At 58.8% G+C, this 21,486-nt stretch carries 18 protein-coding genes; 7 read left to right on the top strand and 11 right to left on the bottom strand.

The genetic code is table 11. The features are described from left to right. Positions 1 to 69 precede the first annotated feature (69 nt). The 5 genes from astE to OC597_RS07925 form a co-directional block, all read right to left on the bottom strand. A complete protein-coding gene (gene astE / locus OC597_RS07945; RefSeq protein WP_261424188.1) occupies positions 70 to 1,068 on the bottom strand; it encodes a succinylglutamate desuccinylase in 999 nt (332 codons plus the stop codon). Between the two features lie 11 nt (positions 1,069 to 1,079). Next, complete coding sequence (gene astB / locus OC597_RS07940) at positions 1,080 to 2,420, bottom strand: N-succinylarginine dihydrolase (RefSeq protein WP_262208296.1); 1,341 nt, start codon at positions 2,418 to 2,420, stop codon at positions 1,080 to 1,082. Positions 2,421 to 2,503: 83 nt separating this feature from the next. After that, positions 2,504 to 3,976: a succinylglutamate-semialdehyde dehydrogenase gene (astD, locus tag OC597_RS07935; RefSeq protein ID WP_261424189.1), complete on the bottom strand. Its 1,473-nt coding sequence runs from the start codon at positions 3,974 to 3,976 to the stop codon at positions 2,504 to 2,506. Then, complete coding sequence (astA, locus tag OC597_RS07930; protein WP_099064315.1) at positions 3,976 to 5,010, bottom strand: arginine N-succinyltransferase; 1,035 nt, start codon at positions 5,008 to 5,010, stop codon at positions 3,976 to 3,978. Before astA ends, astD begins: the two co-directional genes overlap by 1 nt. Positions 5,011 to 5,062: 52 nt before the next feature. Continuing rightward, entirely contained in the window at positions 5,063 to 6,277 is a 1,215-nt protein-coding gene (locus OC597_RS07925) for an aspartate aminotransferase family protein (RefSeq protein ID WP_207979064.1), read from the bottom strand. A 692-nt stretch (positions 6,278 to 6,969) separates the two neighbouring features. Here OC597_RS07925 and OC597_RS07920 point away from each other — a divergent pair. From OC597_RS07920 to OC597_RS07895, 6 genes are all read left to right on the top strand, one after another. After that, positions 6,970 to 8,292: an ABC transporter substrate-binding protein gene (locus OC597_RS07920; RefSeq protein ID WP_262208291.1), complete on the top strand. Its 1,323-nt coding sequence runs from the start codon at positions 6,970 to 6,972 to the stop codon at positions 8,290 to 8,292. Between the two features lie 60 nt (positions 8,293 to 8,352). Next, a complete protein-coding gene (locus tag OC597_RS07915; protein WP_099064317.1) occupies positions 8,353 to 9,294 on the top strand; it encodes a carbohydrate ABC transporter permease in 942 nt (313 codons plus the stop codon). Beyond that, positions 9,284 to 10,117: a carbohydrate ABC transporter permease gene (locus tag OC597_RS07910; RefSeq protein WP_085117215.1), complete on the top strand. Its 834-nt coding sequence runs from the start codon at positions 9,284 to 9,286 to the stop codon at positions 10,115 to 10,117. The genes OC597_RS07915 and OC597_RS07910 overlap by 11 nt, the downstream gene beginning before the upstream one ends. 3 nt (positions 10,118 to 10,120) lie before the next feature. Further along, complete coding sequence (locus tag OC597_RS07905) at positions 10,121 to 11,530, top strand: leucyl aminopeptidase family protein (RefSeq protein ID WP_261424191.1); 1,410 nt, start codon at positions 10,121 to 10,123, stop codon at positions 11,528 to 11,530. After that, a complete protein-coding gene (locus tag OC597_RS07900; protein WP_262208288.1) occupies positions 11,530 to 12,663 on the top strand; it encodes an ABC transporter ATP-binding protein in 1,134 nt (377 codons plus the stop codon). Before OC597_RS07905 ends, OC597_RS07900 begins: the two co-directional genes overlap by 1 nt. A 61-nt stretch (positions 12,664 to 12,724) precedes the next feature. Next, positions 12,725 to 13,717, top strand: a complete 993-nt coding sequence (locus tag OC597_RS07895) for a LacI family DNA-binding transcriptional regulator (protein WP_261424193.1) — start codon at positions 12,725 to 12,727, stop codon at positions 13,715 to 13,717. Between the two features lie 9 nt (positions 13,718 to 13,726). Here OC597_RS07895 and OC597_RS07890 read toward each other — a convergent pair whose 3' ends face one another. Next, positions 13,727 to 14,653, bottom strand: a complete 927-nt coding sequence (locus tag OC597_RS07890) for a glycosylasparaginase (RefSeq protein ID WP_261284822.1) — start codon at positions 14,651 to 14,653, stop codon at positions 13,727 to 13,729. Between the two features lie 243 nt (positions 14,654 to 14,896). Between OC597_RS07890 and OC597_RS07885 the strand changes: the two genes are divergently transcribed. Next, positions 14,897 to 15,871, top strand: a complete 975-nt coding sequence (locus OC597_RS07885) for an alpha/beta hydrolase (RefSeq protein WP_261424194.1) — start codon at positions 14,897 to 14,899, stop codon at positions 15,869 to 15,871. A 1-nt stretch (position 15,872) separates the two neighbouring features. Here OC597_RS07885 and OC597_RS07880 read toward each other — a convergent pair whose 3' ends face one another. The 5 genes from OC597_RS07880 to OC597_RS07860 are packed head-to-tail and all read right to left on the bottom strand — an operon-like array spanning position 15,873 to position 21,460. Continuing rightward, positions 15,873 to 16,841, bottom strand: coding sequence for an ABC transporter ATP-binding protein (locus OC597_RS07880; protein ID WP_261424195.1), 969 nt, complete (start codon positions 16,839 to 16,841; stop codon positions 15,873 to 15,875). Next, a complete protein-coding gene (locus OC597_RS07875; protein WP_261256445.1) occupies positions 16,831 to 17,817 on the bottom strand; it encodes an ABC transporter ATP-binding protein in 987 nt (328 codons plus the stop codon). The genes OC597_RS07880 and OC597_RS07875 overlap by 11 nt, the downstream gene beginning before the upstream one ends. Next, positions 17,814 to 18,764 (bottom strand): oligopeptide ABC transporter permease, encoded by a 951-nt coding sequence (gene opp4C / locus OC597_RS07870; protein WP_262208287.1) that lies wholly within the window; start codon positions 18,762 to 18,764, stop codon positions 17,814 to 17,816. Before opp4C ends, OC597_RS07875 begins: the two co-directional genes overlap by 4 nt. Positions 18,765 to 18,766: 2 nt before the next feature. Next, entirely contained in the window at positions 18,767 to 19,723 is a 957-nt protein-coding gene (locus OC597_RS07865; RefSeq protein WP_261256443.1) for an ABC transporter permease, read from the bottom strand. Positions 19,724 to 19,771: 48 nt separating this feature from the next. After that, positions 19,772 to 21,460 (bottom strand): ABC transporter substrate-binding protein, encoded by a 1,689-nt coding sequence (locus OC597_RS07860; RefSeq protein ID WP_262208286.1) that lies wholly within the window; start codon positions 21,458 to 21,460, stop codon positions 19,772 to 19,774. Positions 21,461 to 21,486: the final 26 nt, after the last annotated feature.

The raw sequence follows: 21,486 nt of genomic DNA, 5'->3' as shown, positions 1-21,486 counted from the left end.
TATACCGCCGTTATTTAAGGTGGCAGCCAACATCGCTACCACCTTAAACACGGCAAGTATAAAAGCGTATTAAGGAAGAACGGGGCAATACAGCGTGCTGCGTGGCGCTTCGATCAGCACCATACCGGCACGCAACCCAAGTGCAACACCAGGGTTAGGGAACAATATCCACTCACTGGCATGCTGTACCCGGTACTCTTCTCCCGGTTGCTCACACAGCAGCGTGCCCTGCTTCAGCTCGGTAAAGTTGGCAGTATCATCACTGAGATGCAACCTGAAGTCTTCACTACGCTTGATCAGCGATCGCTCAACGCGGAATAGCCGCAAGGCATCCCCCGCTCGTTGCGGCAAAGGTTCAGCACTCACCGCTGTCTGCAACGCACGGTTAATGGCAGCAAACTGCTGCAGATCGTTGCTGCCAAACGGCCTCGCCTTACCCAGTTCCAGCGTGCAGCTGGCAGCGCCGGCATGCTCACTGGAGAAATGGCTGAAAGTGCCGCCCGGCGCGCTGTGGATCACCAGGGCATCCAGATCGGCGGCATCCAGCAAGGCCAACATCTCGGCACTGTAAGGCCGCGTCTGGAAAGGCAAAATACCAAAGCGCGGCAGGCGTGAATCACGGATCGCCGTATGCAGATCATAGTGGAAACGAGCAGCGCCCTCATCGGCGAAAAACTCCGCGATCGCCTGCTCCAGTTGCTGTGCCCGCGCGGTTTCACCACTGTGGTCAAAATCGTGATAGCGGCCGCCAAACATCCGGTTCATGTCACTGTGCAGATAACGCTTACCGGCGCGCATCGCCGCCGGGTTACCCAGCACCACCAGCAACCGAACGGCTAAGGTTCGGCTACCGCTGAGCAGATCATTGACCAACTGATTCAGCAGCTCAATGGGGGCAGTTTCATTACCGTGAATACCCGCTGACAGCACTACCGCCTGGCGGTAATCCTGCCGTGGGGTGATCTCCAGCAGGCCTTCCCCCAGCCAGTGCCAGTGCAAATTCGCGTTCTCGCCCTGTTGCTCAGCCGGGACCTGTCCCGCCAGCGTCAGGGCCAACAAATCAAACATGGTGGCTCCGCTTATTGTTGGAAAGGATAAACCGAACCCAGCCCGAGGATGGTCGTCAGGGCATCCAGCGCATCACGCCCTTCGCGCAGCAGCTGCGGATCGGCCAAATCATTTTGCGTCAGACGATCGCGGTAATAGCGATCGACCCATTCATTCAGCGTGACGAACAGGCTATCGTTCATCATCACACGCGGATTAACCGCCCGCAGCTCTTGCTCATTCAACGCTACTCGCAGCCGCAAACAGGCCGGCCCGCCGCCATTACGCATGCTTTCACGCAGATCGAATACCTTGATTTCATCGATTGGCCCACCGCCGGACACCATCTCGCTCAGATAGCTCCAGACGCCGCTGTGCTGACGCGACTCTTCCGGCACCACGATCATCATTTTGCCGTTGGGTTTGGTCAGGATTTGGCTGTTGAACAGATAGGTTGCCACCGCATCCGCCACGGATACCCGCGTCGTCGGCACTTCAATCGCTACCAGTTCGGTGTCCAGCGTTGCCATCTTGCGGCGCACTTCATCCAACGACTGCTGCTGGCGATAAAAAGCCTGCTGATGATGGAACAGCACGTTCTGGTTGCTGACGGCAATCACGTCGTTATGGAACACACCCTGATCGATCACCTCCGGGTTCTGCTGCACAAACACCGTATGCTGTTCGTCCAACTCGTGCAGACGGGCTATCGCCTCCCCGGCCTCACGCGTCTGACGTGCTGGATAACGCGCTGGGGCAATTTCACCCCCAAACTCCTGACGACCGTAGACAAACATCTGTACGCTGCGTTTGCCGTAGTCGCCGCCCAGTCGGTTGTGGTTAGCCGCACCTTCGTCACCAAACAGCGCCACCTGCGGCAAGGCCTCATGGTGGGCGAAATGGCGGGGATCGTTAAACATAGCTCGCAGTACGCCGGAAGTCGTCTCAGCCTCAATCGCGCGATGGAATTTATTGTTCAGATTAGCGGCGGTGAAATGCACCTTGCCATCGGCGCTGTCCGCCGAAGGCGACACCGTGGCTGCATTGGCGGTCCACATGCAAGAGGCCGAACTGAGCGCAGACAGCAGACGTGGCGACTGCTGCATCGCCTGTGCCAAAACACTCTCATCGCTGCCGCTGAAACCCAATTTACGCAACATCGGCACATGCGGGCGTTCCTGCGGCGGCAATACCCCCTGCTGGAAACCGAGGTCCGCCAATGTCTTCATCTTCAGCAAACCCTGCTTGGCCGCCAATTTCGGGTTCGACACGCTATTTTGGTGCTGGGTCGAGGCCTCATTCCCAAATGACAATCCGGCGTAGTGATGCGTCAGGCCCACCAGACCATCAAAATTGACTTCATATCCTGACATGCTGTTCTCCTGGTAGTGTAGGGGCGCTGCATGCTGCGCCCCTACAGTAATAACGCTGCGGCTTGAAAGGCGACGGGTAAAACTTAATTAAATGACAGTCCCGGCGACAGACTGGCCGGCAGCGTCAGGCTTTCGCTCTCCAGCGATGCCATTGGCCAGGCGCAGTAATCCGCTGCGTAGTAGGCACTTGGGCGATGGTTGCCGGAGGCCCCTACACCGCCGAACGGTGCTGCACTGGAAGCCCCGGTCAAGGGTTTGTTCCAGTTGACGATACCGGCACGCGCCTCCAACAGCAGGTGATCAAAACGCTCACGCTGCGGCGAAACCAGGCCGACTGACAGGCCATAGCGCGTCTGGTTGGCGATACGCACCGCTTCATCGAAGTCGTTATAGCGAATGATGGTGGTCAGCGGACCAAAGTATTCTTCGTCCGGCACATTCTGCACGCCGGTCACGTCAATAATGCCCGGGCTGAGCAACGCGCTGCCGCTTTCCAGACGTTGCATGGTCAGCAAGGCTTTGCCGCCCAGTGACAGCAGGTGATGTTGCGCCGCCAGCATTTTTTCTGCCGCCGCCGAAGAGATCACCCCGCCCATAAACGGCTGAGGTTCAGCGTCCCAACGGCCAATATGCAAGGCGCTCGCCACCTGCACCAAACGCTCAATAAAGGCATCGCCCTCGCTGCCGCGTTTCACCAGAATACGACGCGAACAGGTACAGCGCTGGCCGGCGGAAATAAAGGCCGATTGGATCGCCAGGTTGACCACCGCATCGCAGTCTTCAATCTGATCGACAATCAGCGCGTTGTTGCCGCCCATTTCCAGCGCCAGGATCTTCTCAGGCTGCCCCGCCAACTGACGATGCAGGTGATAACCCGTGCCGGCACTGCCGGTAAACAGCAGGCCGTCGATATCGCTACTAGCGGCCAAGGCTTCGCCGGTTTCACGTCCGCCCTGCACCATATTGATCACCCCGGCAGGCAAACCGGCCTGCTGCCACAGCTTCAGGGTTTCCTCGGCGGTTTGCGGCGTCAGTTCACTCGGCTTAAACACCACCGTGTTACCCGCCAGCAGCGCCGGTACGATGTGCCCATTAGGCAAATGACCGGGGAAGTTATAAGGCCCAAACACCGCCAGTACGCCGTGCGGCCGGTGACGCAGCACCGAAGCGCCATCCGCCATCGCGGTCTGGCTTACGCCGGTACGCGCCTGATAAGCCTGCAGGGAAATTGCCACTTTGCCGATCATCGCCTGAACTTCGGTCAGCGTCTCCCAACGGGGTTTGCTGGTTTCACGGCTGATGGTCGCCGCCAAATGCGCCTTGTGCTCTTCCAACAGCGCGGCAAAACGCTTCACCAGTTGCTCACGTTGTTCAAACGGCGTGCGCGCCCAGGCCGGGAAAGCAGCACGAGCCGCTTCACAGGCGGCGGCGACATCACTGCCGTCGGCGGCGTTAGCCTGCCACAGCGGCTGGTTGTCGACCGGATCGGTTTTGCTGAATTCAGCGCCATGGCCCTGCTGCCAGGTGCCATTAATAAACAGTGCAGGATGGGACATTACGCTTTCTCCTGTGCAATAAGGGGGATAACCCGCACCGGGCTGCCTTGCTCAACGCCCAGCGCCGCAGCGGTGGCCGCATTGATATGCAGACGGTCGTCATAAAGGTCGGCATTGACCAGCAGTGCGCGGTAATTTTGATAATGATCGTTAGCCACCAGATGAACCGGCGCATCGGCGCGCATCGGCGTTTCATCCAGCACCACTTTCACCAGACGGCTTTGTTTGACCGCACGGATCTGGTCGATTTCCGCTTCCAGCGTCGGGCCGCCGTCGAAGATATCGACATAGCCCTGATAACGCAGGCCTTCCGACTCCAGTACCCGGCGCGCCGGTACCGTCTGCGGGTGCACTTCGCCAATCACTTTTTGCGCGTCTTCGGCCAGGAAATCGACATACAGCGGGTGTTTCGGCATCAGCTCGGCGATGAACGCCTTCTGGCCGGTGCCGCTCAGGTAGTCCGCCTTGGCAAACTCGATAGAGAAGAAATGGTTGCCGACGCTCTCCCAGAACGGCGAACGGCCGTTCTCATCGGAGAAACCGCGCATTTCGGCAATCAGCCGGGCGGAGAAACGCTCACGGAAAGCGGCGATAAACAGGAAACGCACCTTCGACAGCAACTTGCCGTTTTCACCGTGGCGGTAGTCCGGATCGAGGAACAGCGTACAGAGTTCGGAATGGCCGGTGTGATCGTTGCTGAGGAACAGCGTCGGCACCGATTTATACACATTCAGCTGTTTGGACGCATGCACCTGAGTGCCAACGCGGAAGCTGTACCAGGGTTCAGTGAGCCCCACGGCCACTTCAATGGCACAAACCCCGACCACCTGCTGGCGCTCGCTGTCTTCCAGAACAAACAGATAACACTGGTCACTTTGCGGAAGTTCGCCTTGCCAGGTTTTTAACGCCCGCTCAATGCGTGCCGACAAGGTATCTTCATCTTGCGGCAGGGAAGTGAGACCGATGCCGGACTTACCGGCCAGCGTCAATAAATCAGCCAAATCGCGACGCTCTATAGGGCGAATAATCATCATAATGCGAACCTCTTCTTAATCAGGCTGCGCCGGTGAAGGCGCAGCCCCTGTGTTAGCTGCAAATCCGCGCCACAGCTCGCGCGAATCGCGCCAGCCCCTCTTTCACATCCTGCTCAGGAATAATCAGTGAAGGGGTGAAGCGCACCACATCCGGCCCGGCGATCAGGGCAATCACGCCCTCTTCATTGGCCAGTTGGGTGATCTGTTTTGCCTTGCCGGCATAATCCTGGGTCAGTTGGCAGCCAATCAACAGGCCACCACCGCGGATCTCAGAGAAAATCGGGTACTGCTGGTTAATCTTGTTCAAACCGTCGAGGAACCACTGGTGACGCTGTTTAACCCCTTCCAGCACTTCTGGCGTGTTGATGATCGAGAACACTGCACCTGCCACCGCCGTTGCCAGTGGGTTACCGCCGTAGGTGGTGCCGTGAGTACCGACGCCCAGGGTTTTAGCCAGTTCGTCCGTGGTCAGCATGGCGCCGATAGGGAAGCCACAACCCAGCGCTTTCGCGGTGGTCAGCACGTCCGGGACCACGCCGTATTGCGTATAGGCATACAGCTCGCCGGTACGGCCCATGCCGGTTTGCACTTCATCGAAAATCAGCACCGCATCGTGACGATCGCACAGCTCACGCAGGCCCTGCAGGAAAGCGGGATCGGCTGGCAACACGCCGCCTTCGCCCTGAATCGGCTCGACGATCACCGCACAGGTCTGGTCGTTGATCACTTCGGCAGCGGCGGCCAGATCGTTGAACGGCGTGTGGGTGATGCCACCCGGCAGCGGGGCAAAATCCTTGGAATACTTCGGCTGGCCGCCAGCAGAAACGGTAAACAGCGTGCGACCGTGGAAGGCGTTGTTGAACGCCACAATCTGGTTCTTGCTGCTGTTGCCCTTGTCCAGCGCACGTTTACGTGCCAGCTTCAGCGCCGCTTCGTTGGCTTCCGCCCCGGAGTTACAGAAAAACACTTTGTCGGCAAAGGTGGCGTCAATCAGCTGCTTGGCCAAACGCAGTACCGGCTCATTGGTGTAGCCATTGCCCAGATGCCACAGTTTGCCCGCCTGCTCCACCAGCGCCGCCGTCACCACCGGGTGAGCATGGCCCAACGCGTTGACCGCGATGCCGCCGGCGAAATCGATGTACGACTTACCCTGTTGATCCCAGACCTGCGAGCCTTCTCCCCGTACCAGAATAAAATCAGCGGGGGCGTAAACCGGGACCATCCAGTCGTCGAAAGACTGGCGGGTAACTGCGATTGGCTGTTCCATAATGACCTCATAACTTCAGCAAAGACTGAATTTTGACTGTAAGGGCCGCTCCTGCCCGGATGTCCCGCCACAAAACAACAAAAACCACGCCGTCGCTGCCACTTTTCGACCGGTGATAACTCTGCCTTTCACCGTCTATTCAGAAACAAATCTGTTACATCAAACGCGTTTTTCGCTATTTATGCCGGGTATCGGGTCCTGGAACGGGGAATAAATGTTAACGAGCAGTTAAAATACATGCCGTTTGATAAAGAGTGTAGAGCAGCTATCGTGCCAAACTGGTATTTTCGGCAATTTTTGCGTTTTTTTACGCTAAAACAACGGCTTACAATGCATACTTATTCAATAAATATGCATTGGTAATGAATAATTGAAAAAATAAGGCTAAAAATCATCGTTGGCTGCGAAATCCTATTCAATTACAAAAAACTTCAATAATTCTGATCGCGCTCGCAAAAATAATTTGGCCTGATTTGCGTCCGATCACACTTTTGCCCCACATCGGTGCAGAGAATGCACCAGATACGGGCAAAGCCGCGTCAATTCAGGCTCTGCGCGACAAACAGCCGCCCCGAATCGGGCGCCTCCGTGGGCAACCTCCGCGCCAGATCTCATATTTGTTAACTTACCGAACAAATTGTTGACAGTCTGAGGGCACGATAATAGGTTAATTTCAATGGAACACGTGTTCCATGATGGAAAAACACACACCACATCGACTGCACAGCATCGGGGTTATCATGGCTCATTTCTGCTTGCGTACTAACCAGAGGATTACCGGGGCCGCACTGGCCGTGCTGCTTGGCCTGCCGGTTTCTGCCAGCGCCAACACCAGCATTACCTTCGCCAACTATTTGCCGAATGATTACATCAACAAGGTGATTAAAGACTTTGAGGCGGCGCATCCGGACATCCAGGTGCAGTCGATCAAATGCGGCTTCGCCGACTGCCACCAAAAGCTGACCACCGCCCTGGCCGTTGGTCAGGGCGCCGCCGATATCTTCAGCGTCAGCACCATCAAGCTGGGCAGCTTTGCCAACTCCGGCGGGCTGAACAACCTGAGCGCCCCACCGTTCAGCATCGATAGCCAGGGCTGGCAGTTTGATCCCTCGATGATCAGCCTGGCGAAAGGCAACGATGGCAATATCTATGGCGTGCCCTATGACACCGGCCCGGTGATCATGATCTACCGTAACGACATGGTGCAGAAGGCAGGCGTGAAGATTGAAGACATCACCAAAAGCTGGGACAGCTTTATTGCCTTTGGTGAAAAGCTGAAAAAAGAGCAAGGCGCTTACCTGCTCCCGGCCGCCACCAGCCTGATCAACCCGTTGGTGGTGGGCATGAACAGTGAACCGGGCAAGCCGGTGTACACCAAAGACGGCAAACCCAATCTCGATTCCCCGCAAATCAAACAGCTGATGACGGTGATCAAAACGCTGTATGACAAAGGGCTGGCGGCCTCGCTCGACGGCTCAACCAACTCACAGGAATACATCAAGCTGTACCGTCAGGGGAAACTGTTCGCGGATATCGACGGCCCGTGGGACGAAGGCCGGATTGAGCAGGAGCTGGATCCGGACGGTGCCAAAGCCGGACTGTGGCGCGTGACCGGCGTGCCGGGCAATATCAAGGTCAACGCCGGCGGCACCACGCTGGTGATCCCGAAGCAGAGCAAAAACGCTCAGGCGGCCTGGCAGTTCATTCAGTACTTTATGCAGCGTGACGTGGTGATCGACGCCGCGAAAACCGCCGGTACTCTGCCAGCCCGTCTCGACGTATATAACGCGCCCTACTTTGACACCCCGAGCAGCATTCTCGGCGGTCAGCATTCGATGCGCTACTACGCCAGCCTGGTGCCGGATCTGAAACCGGTCGCCTCATCGCCGGAGGACAACATCGCTAACGAGATCCTTAACGAAGCGGCGAAGAAAATTCTGGTGCAGCATCAGGACATCGACAGCACCCTGCGCGATGCCAACAAGCTGCTGGAACGTCGGATGCGCGCTTTGTAATCATCAGATACGACGGTCAGTCGGCCGCCGACTTTATATTTCCGTCGGTTCGGGGAGTCTATGCGTAAGCGATTTTTCAAAGGGCTGCTGCACGATCACCGCACCGCCTACCTGCTGCTGCTGCCGTTTATGCTGCTGTTCGCGGTATTCAACGCCTTCCCGATCTTCTTCTCGGCGTTTCTGTCATTCCAGTCGTGGAACCCGGTCAAGGGCCTCAGCTCGATGAAGTTTGTCGGGCTGGATAATTTTTACTATGCCTTCACCGACGATGCCTTCTGGGTGTCGCTGGTCAACACCATCAAAATTACGCTGGTGTCTGGTCTGTGCCAGCATTTGTTCGCCATCACTCTGGCCTACTCATTGCTGCACATCATCGTGCGGGGCCGACGCTTTTTGAAGGCGGCGATCTTCCTGCCCTACATCACCTCTTCCGTCGCCGTCAGCCTGATAGTGTTCAACCTGTTCTCGCCGGTCGGCATGGTCAACGAACTGCTCAGCGGGCTGGCGACCCGACTGCACCTTGGCGCACTGGCGGCCGCCTTGCCGATCAACTTCTTTGACAGTGACTGGATCCGTTTCACCATCGCCAATCAGGTGACCTGGAAGTTTACCGGTATCAATACGGTGATCTACATGACTGGCCTGGCGTCGATCTCACCGGACCTGTACGAAGCGATTGAACTGGACGGCGCCGGCCGCTGGCAGAAATTCCGCTATATCGCCCTGCCGCTGTTGGCACCCTTTATCTTCTTCGCCACGCTGATGACGTTGATCGGCAATATGCAGCTGTTCAATGAACCGATGATCCTGACGCAAGGGACCGGCGGCGTCGACAACAGCGGCCTGACGGTATCGATGTACGTGTATAAGACCGGCTGGTCCTATCTGGATATGGGTACCGCTTCGGCAATTTCCTGGATCCTGTTCCTGTTGATAGCCGTGGTCAGCGCACTGGTGTTTTGGGGCTTTGGCAACCGCGGGGGATTAAAAGATGAACGCTAACGGACGCCGTTTTGACACCGGCAAGCTGGTGATCTACCTGCTGGTCTCGCTGTTTGCTTCACTGTCACTGTTCCCGTTCTACTGGTCGGCCTTGCTGGCGACGCAGGACACCCGCAGCATCATGGGCATGTCGCTGCGCTTTGGCAGCCACCTGCTGGAAAACTACCGTGGGCTGGAACAACAGGTGCCCTTCACCCGCTCACTGCTCAATACCCTGTATGTCACCGCTATGGCGACCCTGACCAGCGTGCTGGTGTCCGCCGCCGCGGGCTACGCCTTCAGTGTTTATCAGTTCAAGGGCAAGAAGGTGCTGTTCACCACCCTGATGCTGACCATGATGGTGCCCAGCGTGGTCAACCTGGTGCCCTATTTCTTCGTGATCAAAAGCGTCGGCCTGCTGGATCAGTTCGCCGCCGTCTGGCTACCGGCCGGGGTCAACATCTTTGGTATTTTCCTGGTACGCCAGTACGTCAGCTCCTCGCTGCCCAGCGAAATCCTCGACAGCGCGCGTATGGATGGCCTGAACGAACTGCAGATCTTCCTGCGTATCGGCCTGCCGCTGATGCGCCCAGCGCTGCTGACGGTGGCGATCGTGGTGGTGGTCGATACCTGGAACAACTTTATGCTGCCGCTGGTGGCGTTACAGTCGCCGGACAAACAAATTCTACAGTTGGTGCTGCGCAGCCTGAGCGGTGCCACCGCCACGCCGTGGAACCTGGTGATGACCGGCAGCTTCCTGGCGATCGTGCCACTGCTGATCGCCTTTATCTTCTCGTCCAAACAAATGATGGAGAGCCTCACCCGTGGGGCGGTCAAAGGGTAACTTATGCAATCAATCGATATTTACCGCGCTCACAGCAGCGCTGAGCGCCAGCAAGTGATCCTGTTTGCCACTGCGGAGGACGCACTGCCCGCCACCTTGCAAAATGCCGGTCTGCAACGAGCAACGGTCGGCAGGCTTTATCCGCTGGGCGACAGTCGTTTTGCGCTCAATATTGGCACGCCGCTGACGCCCGCCGCGTTGCAGGATGCCGGGGCCATTATCGCCGCCGGGCAAAAAGATTTCGGCTTGCAACAGCTGCGCCTGACGCTAACGCCAGAGCTACCGGCAGATGCCGAGAGCTGGCGCTGGCTGCTGTTCGGCCTGCGATTGGGGGCTTATCGTTATCAGCATCACGACAGCGCGACGCTGACCGATACGACCTTGCCACTGGGCAGCCAGGATGCGGCCACCCAAGCCCTGTGCGACTGGGCTAATCTGCATGCCGAGGGGGTGATCATTGGCCGCGAGCTGATGAACAAACCGGCCAATATTCTCTACCCGGAAAGCTTTGTCGAAGCGGTAGCCCAACTGCCGTTCAGCCACCTGCACCAGGAAGTGCTGGGGGATGAAAAAATGGCAGCACTGGGCTTTGGCGGCCTGCTCGGGGTGGGCCAGGGCAGCGCCCGTGCATCGCAGTTGCTGATCCTCGATCACCATCCGGCCAACGCCCGCCACACGCTGGCGCTGGTCGGCAAAGGCGTCACCTTCGACAGCGGCGGTATCAGCATCAAAGGTGCGGCTCGCATGAGCACCATGAAGTTCGATATGGGCGGCGCGGCGGCGGTGGTGGGCGCGATGCGAATCATCGACGCACTGCAATTGCCGATCCGCGTCATTGGCCTGTGCGGACTGGTGGAAAACATGCCCTCCTCACGCGCCCAGCGCCCCGGTGACGTCGTCACCATGCACAACGGCAAATCGGTAGAGATCATTTCAACCGACGCCGAAGGTCGCATGGTGCTGGCCGACGTGATCAGCTATGCCCAGCAACGCTTCCAGCCGGATTATCTGCTGGATATCGCCACCCTGACCGGCGGTGCCGGCGTGGCGCTGGGCAAGGAATATGCCGCCATGATGGGCAATGACGAGGCTTTTCTGGCGCAGGTCAGCCAGGCGGGCAAGGTCAGCGCAGAACCAGTCTGGCCGATGCCGCACGGCGGCTGGTATCGCGGCGTGCTGAAGTCTGAATTTGCCGACTACCGCCACGGTGGCGAAGATCCGCACGGCAGCCCGTGCGTGGCGGCAACCTTTATCAGCGAGTTCGTGCAACCGGGCCAACGCTGGGCACACCTGGACATCGCCGCCATGTCGACCGATATGCCGCACCGCAAGCTGTACGCCAACGGCGCATCCTCATTCGGCGTGCTGCTGCTGGCACGGCTGAGTTCCCTGCTTGCCGAAACGGAGCACTGATGGCTTACGTAGAACTGCTTGATATCAACAAACGTTATGACAATGGCTATCAGGCCGCCAGCAACGTGAATCTGCAGGTGGAGAAAGGCGAGTTTGTGGTGCTGCTCGGCCCATCGGGCTGCGGCAAATCCACCACCCTGCGGATGATCGCCGGGCTGGAAACCCTGTCCTCCGGCGAATTACGGATTGACGGCGAACGCATGAACGAGGTGCTGCCCAAATACCGTGATATCGCCATGGTGTTCCAGAGCTATGCGCTCTACCCGCACATGACGGTGTACGAGAATATGGCGCTGTCGCTAAAAATCAAAGGGATGGCCAAAGCGGAGATCGCCAGCCAGATTGCCGCGGTCGCCGAAATGCTGCACCTGAGCGAGTTTCTGCAGGTCAAACCCGGTCAGTTGTCCGGTGGCCAACGCCAGCGGGTGGCGCTCGGTCGGGCGATTGTCCGGCGCCCCAAGGTGTTCCTGTTCGATGAGCCGCTGTCCAACCTCGATGCCAAACTGCGCAACCGCATGCGTCAGGAGCTGTCGGCGCTGCACAAGGCGATCGGTGCCACCATCATCTATGTCACCCACGATCAGGTGGAGGCGATGACCATGGCGGACAAAGTAGTGATTATGAACCAGGGCAAAGTGCAGCAAATCGGCACGCCGCTGGATCTTTATCACCGGCCGGTTAATCGTTTTGTCGCCGAGTTTATCGGCTCACCGCAGATGAACCTGTTTGAGGTGCAGGTCCAGGTTCAGGGCGAGCAAATTGTGCTGCAGGGCGATTCGGGATTGGTGTTGCCGCTGGCGGCGGCCGACTTCCCGGCACTGAGCCCTCTACACGGTGCCTGGCTGACGCTGGGCTGTCGTCCGGAGGCCTGTAGCATCAGTGCACCGCTGGCGGAGCCGCATCTGAGCGGAACGCTGGTATACAGCGAAAATCTGGGGGCAGAGAGCAATCTGTTCGTGCAGGGTGACAACGGCGCGCAGTACATCGTGAAACAGCATACTCAACTGCAACACTCACAAGGGCAACCGCTGGCAGTGACGCTGGATACCACCGCGTTGCACTTTTTTGATCCGCAAACGGGCGAACGGCTGGCGCCGCGCGGGGAAACGGTGTTACCCACCGGCATTCTGTGAGACCCTATCACCACTGCGTGTCCCTACCGCAGCGCCCTGTTTTCCGTTGAGTATTCGCCCCATGCCGATAAAAAAAGTCACCTCTCACGATGTCGCCCGCGTTGCCGGTGTTTCACGCACCGTGGTTTCCCGCGCCTTCTCCAATCAGGGCCGGGTATCGCAGAAGAACCGTGAGTTGGTGATGCGCGTCGCCAGCCAACTGGGCTATGCGCCGGACGCCATCGCCCAGAGCCTGCACACCGGCAAAACCGGCTTTGTCGCGGTGGTGGTTAACCACTTTCACGACCTGTCTGATCTGGAGTTTTTCGACCGTTTGGTGGAGCAGTTGCAAAACAGCAACCGACAGGCGGTGATGATCCGGCTGGAAGGCATCGCAGATCCGGCCGGCTACCTGAAACAAACCATTTCCTATCACGTGGATTCTGCCGTGGTGTTCGCCGACAACATCAGCGCCCGCGCCGCGAAGGATTTGTTCCGCATCGCCACGCCGATTATGCTCAACGGCCTGGCGGGTGACGCCCTGTGCGATGCACTCAACGCCGACGAGGCCCCCAGCCTGCAACAACTGGCGGCGCTGATGGCGCAAAAGGGTCAGCGGCGGGTGGCGATGCTTGGTGGGCGCAGCAGCGCCAAAGGGGAACAGCTACGCCAGCAGACCTTCTTAGCCGAGGCGGCGGAGCAGCAGTTGCAGATCGTGGCCCAACTCAGCGGGGATTACAGCTACCAGAGTGGTTTCAAACTGGCTCCTCAGTTACTGGCGGCGCAGCCGGCCCCACAGGCAATCTTCTGCACCGCAGATTCCATGGCAATGGGGGTGATGGATTATATTCGTTTGCATACGCCGTTGCAGATCCCGCAGGACGTCGCGGTCTACGGCTTTGACGATATCCCGATGGCCGCCTGGCCGAGCTATCAACTGACCTCGGTGCGGCGGGATATCAGCGCGATGATCGCCGCCATTGTGCAACTGATAGAATTACGCAGCAGCAGCCCGCAGGCCGCGCCGCAGCAGGTGAGCATCCCCACCGAACTGGTGGTTCGCGCCTCCTGTTAACCCCGCTTTTCAGCGGGTGGTAATGATCTCGGCATCGCGCAATTCCGGTGCCGCCATGCCGCTTTGCCACAGCCAGTATTGGATCGGTCCGGGGCAGTTGAGGCTCACCACCTTGTGGTTACCGTGTTTATCGACGGCATGGATCGTCACCCCTTCGGTGTAACCGTCCTTCAGGTAGTTCAAATCCTCTATCGCTTCATACACCGCCTGATCCAGCGTCATGCCCATCTTCATGTACAACACCACAGCACGGCTGGTACCGCAACGGATGGTCATTTCCCCGGTGTGGGTACAGGCGCAGGCCCCATAGCGGCTGTCGGCATAAGAGCCGCTACCGATGATTGGACTGTCCCCCAAGCGGCCCGGGTATTTCCATGCCCAGCCCGAGGTAGAGGTAGCCGCACTCAGGGTGCCCCCGCCATCCTGCGCTAAAAATACCGTGGTATCGCGCACTCGCTCGGGATCGGTGGCGTTATTCGACAGCCCGGCCAGCGGAATATTCGGCCAGTCGCGGCGCTGTTCCGCGCTCATCGCCTGCTCCAGTTTTTCCCACCACACGCGTTTGGAGTCGGCAATCAGGTTGTCACCCGCCAGCGCGCCAATTTCGGCGGCAAAGCGAGCCGCCCCGGCGCCGACCAGAATTTCGTGGTTAAGATCTTCCATCACCCGGTACGCCACCTCCACCGGATGCAGGTATCCTTGCAATGCCCCCACCGCGCCGGTGCGCAAGCTGTCGCCGTCCATCACCGAGGCATCCAGTTCCATCTCGCCCAGGACGTTGGGCCAGCCGCCATAGCCCACGGTGCGCACGCTCGGATCTAGCTCCACCCGCTTGATGCCGTCAACGATAGCGCGCAGGCCTTTGTGGCCCTGCTGCAGCCGTTCGGCCGACAGACCGATGCCCGGATGTCCTTCAGAGTTTGCAATCACAATCATAGGATTTTGTTTCCCGCACGGCGTTGAGCGCCCAAAGAGAGGCACCGGGACTTCCGGTGTTCAGTGCCAATGGAACACGTGTTCCATTGGTGTTTAAAAAGTATCTTCGCCTCGCTGAAAAGTCAAACTCAGGCGGCAAAAAGCGTGGTGTGGCACGCCTTTTCTCAACGTGCTGTCGGGCCAGCAAACGTGCATCATTCAACTACACTGTGATCTCGACCGAAAAGCGCATGAGGAGTCATGATGTCCAAGAAAACTGTAGACCCAACCCAACCCGCCGCTCAGCACGATATCCGCACTTTTCTGGATGCGTTGAATGCCGGTGGCGGCAAGCCGATGGAACAGATGAAACCGAAAGAGGCGCGGAAGGTGCTGGAAGGCGCGCAGCGTAGCGTCGAAGTGCCGCTGCACGAGGTCGAAATCAGCGAGAAAACCATTCATGTCGAGGGGCAGGACATCCTGCTGCACATCGTGCGACCGGCCAAGGTCAAGGAAGCACTGCCGGTATTTATGTTCTTCCACGGCGGCGGCTGGGTGCTGGGAGATTTCCCTACCCATGAACGGCTGGTGCGCGATCTGGTTTACAGTTCCGGCGCGGCGGCGGTGTTCGTTAACTACACCCCGTCACCGGAAGCCCATTACCCCACCGCCATCAACCAGGCCTATGCCGCCACCGAGTGGGTGGCGGAATACGGCGAGAAAATCAACGTCGACGGCTCCCGGCTGGCGGTAGTCGGCAACAGCGTCGGCGGCAATATGGCGGCGGTGGTCAGTCTGATGGCCAAAGAGAAAGGCACCCCGGCCCTGCGCACCCAGATCCTGCTGTGGCCGGTGACACACGCCAGCTTTGATACCGACTCTTACCACCAGTTCGCTGAAGGCCATTTCCTGACCCGCAACATGATGAAGTGGTTCTGGGACAACTACACTACCGATAAAGCCCAGCGCAAGGAAATCTACGCCTCACCGCTCAATGCCACGCTGCAACAGTTAAAAGGCCTGCCACCGGCCCTGGTACAGACCGCCGAACTGGACGTGCTGCGCGACGAAGGCGAGGCCTATGCCCGGCTGCTGAATGCCGCCGGGGTGGAAGTCACGTCCACCCGCTATAACGGCCTGATCCATGATTATGGCCTGCTGAACCCCATCGCCCATGTGCCGGCGGTGCATTCCGCCATCCATCAGGCCGGACGGGCGCTCAAGCATTATCTGGCCTAGGTTAATCGGCATAATGACAGGCTACCCGATGCCCCGCAGCCACCGTACGTAACGCAGGGGCCTGTTCCCGGCACTGTGCGGTGGCCTGTGGACAACGGGGATGAAAACGACAACCCTGCGGCGGTTGCGCCGGGTTAGGCAGTTCACCCCGCGCCATCGCCTGCGGCTGACGTTGCGGCTCCAGACTGGGCACCGCTGCCAGCAACGCCTGGGTATAAGGGTGACGCGGTTGGCGAAACAGGCTGTCGCGGTCTGCGCTCTCGACAATCTGGCCGAGATACATCACCGCCACGTCCTGGCACAGGTGCTCCACCACTCCAAGATCGTGCGAAATAAACAGGAAGGTCACTCCCTGCTGCTCCTGAAGATCGGAAAACAGGTTGATGATTTGCGCCTGAATCGAGACGTCGAGCGCCGAAATCGGCTCGTCGGCGACGATAAATTCCGGCTGCAGGATCAACGCGCGCGCAATCCCGATACGCTGCCGCTGGCCACCAGAAAACTCATGCGGAAAACGCCCATAATGCTGGGCCGACAGTCCGCAGATCTCCATGGTGTCGATCACCCGGTCACGCAGCTCGCTTTTCTGCGCCAGCCCGTGTTGCAACAGGGCTTCACCAATCGCATCGCCAATACGCATCCTCGGGTTCAGTGAGCTGTAGGGATCCTGAAACACCAATTGCATCTTCGGGCGCATCTCTCGCAGCCGACGCGGGCTGAGCGCATCCAGCGCCTGGCCGTTGAACAACACCTCACCGGCGGTTTTATCATGCAGCCCCAGCAGCGTGCGACCGACGGTGGTTTTCCCACTGCCGGACTCGCCCACCAGGCCGAAAATCGTGCCTTTTCGAATGCCGAAGCTGACGTCATCCACCGCCCGCAGCTGCCCGGTGGTCCGGCCGAACAGGCCTTCCCGCAGCGGAAAATGCTTCTTCAAGCCTTTGACTTCCACTAACCACTCAGCCGACATGAATACGCCCTCCCGCATTCAGAAAACAGGCCGACTGACGCTGCAATGTGCCATATAACGGCGGAATGCCGTCGCGGCAGCGCTCACTGGCCTGAGCACAACGATCGGCAAACGCACAATGGTCCGGCAGCTTGGCCAGATCCGGCACCTGACCGGGGATCGAATACAGCCTGCGTCGCCGCTGCCCGGCCACCGGCCGTGAAGCCATCAGCCCCTGAGTGTAAGGGTGCTGGGGGTTAGCCAGTACCTCACGCGTCCCCCCCTGCTCGACTATCCGTCCGGCGTACATCACCACCAGCCGGTCGGCCATCTGAGCAATCACGCCAAGGTCGTGGGTGATCAACATCATCGCCATGTTATTTTTACGGGTCTGCTCACGCAGCAGCGCCAGGATCTGCGCCTGCACGGTGACGTCCAGCGCGGTGGTCGGCTCATCGGCAATCAACAGCGCCGGGCGACAGCTGATGGCCATGGCAATCATAATGCGCTGTAACATGCCGCCGGAAAGCTGGTGCGGGTAGCTGGTCATCAACTGTTCCGCGCGCGCCAACCCAACCTCGGTTATCAATGCCGTCGCCTCACGCCAGGCCACCTTCGGCGAAGTACCACGATGGCGGATCAGCGGTTCCACCAACTGTTCGCCGATGGTCAGCACCGGGTTCAGCGCGCTCATCGGCTCCTGAAAAATCATCGCCAGCCGGTTGCCACGCAGATCGGCCATCTGCTGCGGCCGCAGCTTCAATAAATCCTGACCGTCGAAGTGGATTTCGCCGCCGTCAATTTGCGCCAGCGGCTGCGGCAATAGCCCCATCAGCGCCATGGCGGTGACGCTTTTACCGCAGCCGGACTCGCCGACCACGCCCAGCGTCTGTCCGGCATGCAGTTCAAAACTCAGTTGCTGCACCGCCTGCACCCGGCCCTGCTCACCATTGAAGGCCACAGACAGTTGATTAAAAGCCAGCAGGGGTCGGCTCATGGTTTTACTCCGTTCATTTTCGGATCGAGCGCGTCCCGCAGACCGTCACCCAGAATATTGATCGCTACCACAGTGATAAAAATCGCCAGACCCGGCGGCATCCAAAGCCAGGGACGGCGCTGAAAGTCGATCAGGCTGTTGGCGGCATCCATCATGTTGCCCCACGACGGCGTTGGCGGCACCACGCCCAGCCCCAGATAGCTGAGTGCCGACTCACTGAGGATGGCATTGGCGACGCCCATGGTGGCCACTACTACCAGGATCGGAATGGTATTCGGCAGCAGATGGCCGAACAGACGTCGCCGGGTGGACAGCCCCAGCACTTCGGTTGCCAGCATGAAGTCACGCTCACGCAGCGACAGGATCTGCCCCCGCACCAGCCGCGCCAGCGACGGCCAGCCCAGCAGGCTGAGCATAATCATCACCATATAGATGCGGTAATCCGGCGAGACGTCCAGCTCGGACAACATCGCCCCCATGATGATCAGCAGCGGCAGGCTGGGGATGGTCATCAACAGATCGGCAAAGCGCATGATCAGCTTGTCCACCATGCCGCCCAAATAGCCGGACAGCGCCCCCAACAGGTAACCGAGCGTGACGGACAGCAGCATCGACACCAGGCCGATGGTCAGCGAGATGCGCCCCGCCAGCAGCAGACGGGTGTAAATATCGCGACCAAGAAAATCCGTGCCGAGCCAATGCGCCGCATTCGGGGCCTGGTTGATATTCAGCGCATCCCCGGCATCGTCCTGCCAGGGCGACAGCATCGGCCCAAAGAGGCACAGCACCGCCAATACCAGCAGCAACAGCAGCAAGAGCATCGCCAACCGGTGACGCCGCAGCCGTTGCCAGGCCTGAGCGGTCGGGGGCGGCGACAGTTGCGCCAGCGCCGGAAGCTGCGCCTGCCGCCAGCGGCGACGGCGACCAAAAAACAGCGTTACCAACATGTTCACCTCAAACGAATTCGTGGGTCGGCATAGGCGTACAGAATATCCGCCAACAGATTGCCCAAAATGGTCAGCACCGCCAGAAACAGCGTGAAGCCCATCAGCACCGGATAGTCACGTGCGGCCAGCGAGTCGATATGGATGTGTCCCGCCCCTGGCCAGTTGAAGATTTTTTCGGTGATCAGCGCGCCGGAAAACAGTGCCGGTAATTCAAAGCCCAGCAGCGTGATGATCGGTAACAGCGCATTGCGCAGCGCGTGTTTGACGATCACCGTTTTTTCTTTCAGGCCTTTGGCGCGCGCGGTGCGGATATAGTCCATGCGGATCACGTCCAGCATGCTGGCGCGAAAATAGCGCGTCAGGGTGCCGGCCTGCAGCATCACCAACGCCAGCACCGGTAACAACAGGTGCGCCGCCACTTCCGCCACCCAGGCCAGCCCGGACGCATCGCTGCCGGTGCGCAACATGCCGCCCGCGGGCAGCCAGTGCAGATCGACGGCGAACCATTTGATCAGCAGCAGGCAAAGGAAAAAGGTCGGAAATGACATCGCGCCGAACACGGCAACGGTGACCAGATGATCGAACAGCGAATAGGGTTTCATCGCCGAAGCCACGCCCACCGCCAGCGCAATGCCCCAGTACAACACCAAGGCGACCGAGGCCAGCAGGAACGAGTTCCAAATATACTGATTCAACAAGGTGCTGACCGGAATTTGGTACTGCAGCGAAAAGCCGAGGTTGCCTTGCAGCAACTGGCCGAGCCAGTGCCAATAGCGGATCAGCAGCGGCTGATCCAACCCATACAGCGCCCGCAGCTCGGCGGCGCGTTGCGGCGTCAGGTTGATGTTGCCGTCAATAAAGTCGCCGGGGGTCAGCGCGAAGATAAAGAAAATCAGCAGTGACGCCAGCAGCAACATCGGCAGGGTTTGCAGCAGGCGGCGCAGGATAAAGTTTCTCATGGTGTTTTCCATCACCGCCGCACGGGGGAGCGCGGCAGTGCCTTGCCGTTACTGGGCCAGTTTGACGTCCGGCAGACTGCCGGTCAGGCCGTTGTAGACATCCGGCTTAAAGCCGGTGACGCGGGCGCTGCTGGCACTGAGCACTTTACGGTTGCCCAGCAGGATCACCGGCGGATCTTCGGCCAGCACCTGATACAGCTGGTGGTACAGAGGCTTGCGCTGCCCAATATCCAGCGTGGCGTTAGCCTGGCTAATCAGCTTGTCCGCCTGCGGATTGTTATAGCCGGTTTCGCTCACCTGGCTGATGAAGTCGCGCACCCCGTCATGCGGGTCATTCAGCCCACTGGTGCTGAGCGACGCCAGGTCATAATTCCCAGCCTTGCGCTGTGCCAGCAACGCGTTGAAATCCAACACCTGTGGCTTTAACAGCACGCCAATCTGCCGGTAATTGTCTTTGGCGATCGGCACCAGGGCGTCATTCAGCAGCTTTTTTGTCACCAGCAGCGTCAGTTCCAGTTTTTTACCGTCTTTTTGGCGAATGCCGTCGGCACCCGGTTTCCACCCGGCCTGATCGAGCAATTGCTTCGCCTTGTTGACGTCATAAGCGTAAGGATTGATGCCTTGCGGATCATAGGCCCAGGAAACGGGAGAGATGGGCTGATTCGCCACCGTGCCGTATCCCTGATACACCACGGTGATCAGTTTTTGGCGATCCAGCCCGTAGATCAACGCCTGACGTACGCGCGCATCCTGCAACGCCGGGCGCTTAAAGTTGAAGTCCACCCGGCTGTAGTCGCTGGAGCTGTACAGATTGATATTGGCGAAGCCCAACAGCTTCAACTGCTCAATATCGTCCGGCTTGGAGGTAAAGGCGTCGTAATCGGTTTCACCGGTCTGAAACAGCTGGAAGTTGGTGGTCGGGTTGGTCACCCGGTAAATAAAGCGTGCCACCGCCGGTGGGCCGAGGTAGAAGTTCGGGTTGGCGTGAAAACGGATCTCCTGCCCCGGAATGTATTTGTCGTAAATATAAGGACCGTTGCCCAACGGCTTGCCGTTCAGCGCCCGCACGCTCTCCAGCTTGCCGCGTTGGTAATCCTTGCCGTAATAGGCTTTCGACAGCACCGGCCCGCCAATCAATAACAGGGTGGTGGCGCCCGGCTGGGTGGTGGTGATCTGAAGAGTACGATCGTCAATCACTTTCAGCCCACTGATCGCGGGGGCGGTGCCATTTTTGTATTCCGCCCCACCCTGAATATGCGCCGGGGCAATGTCGGTATCACCGTCGTAGGCGGGGTCATGTAGCAGCGTCAGGGTAAAGGCGATGTCTTCCGCCTTGATGGGCGAACCGTCGCTGTAGACCAAATTAGGGCGCAGCTTGATGGTATAGACCAAATTATCCGCGCTGACCTGCCAGGACTCCGCCAGGCGCGCTACCGGTTTGCCTTCACTGTCCAGGCCAATCAACCGGGTAAAGATCACGTCGGTGACGTTTTCGTCCCAACCGTTGGTAAACAGATAAGGGTTAAAATTGCCCTGCGGCTCGAGGATACCGGCCACCACGGTGTCTTTGCGCAGCTTGGCGGCCGCCGGCACCAAACCGGCATCGCTCGCCGGAGTAATCCCTTCTGCCAGCGTTTCCGCCTGTGCACTGAATGAAAGGCCTATCGCACTGGCCAGCGCCAACGGCACCAGTCGTTTTTGCAACAGTCTGTTTATATTATTTTTTATTTTTCTCACCCACTGCCCCTTGTCTACCCGTTGAT

Source organism: Serratia proteamaculans, assembly GCF_946227095.1.
Taxonomy (GTDB): Bacteria; Pseudomonadota; Gammaproteobacteria; order Enterobacterales; family Enterobacteriaceae; genus Serratia; species Serratia proteamaculans_E.
This window is presented reverse-complemented; position numbering and strand designations above follow the sequence as displayed.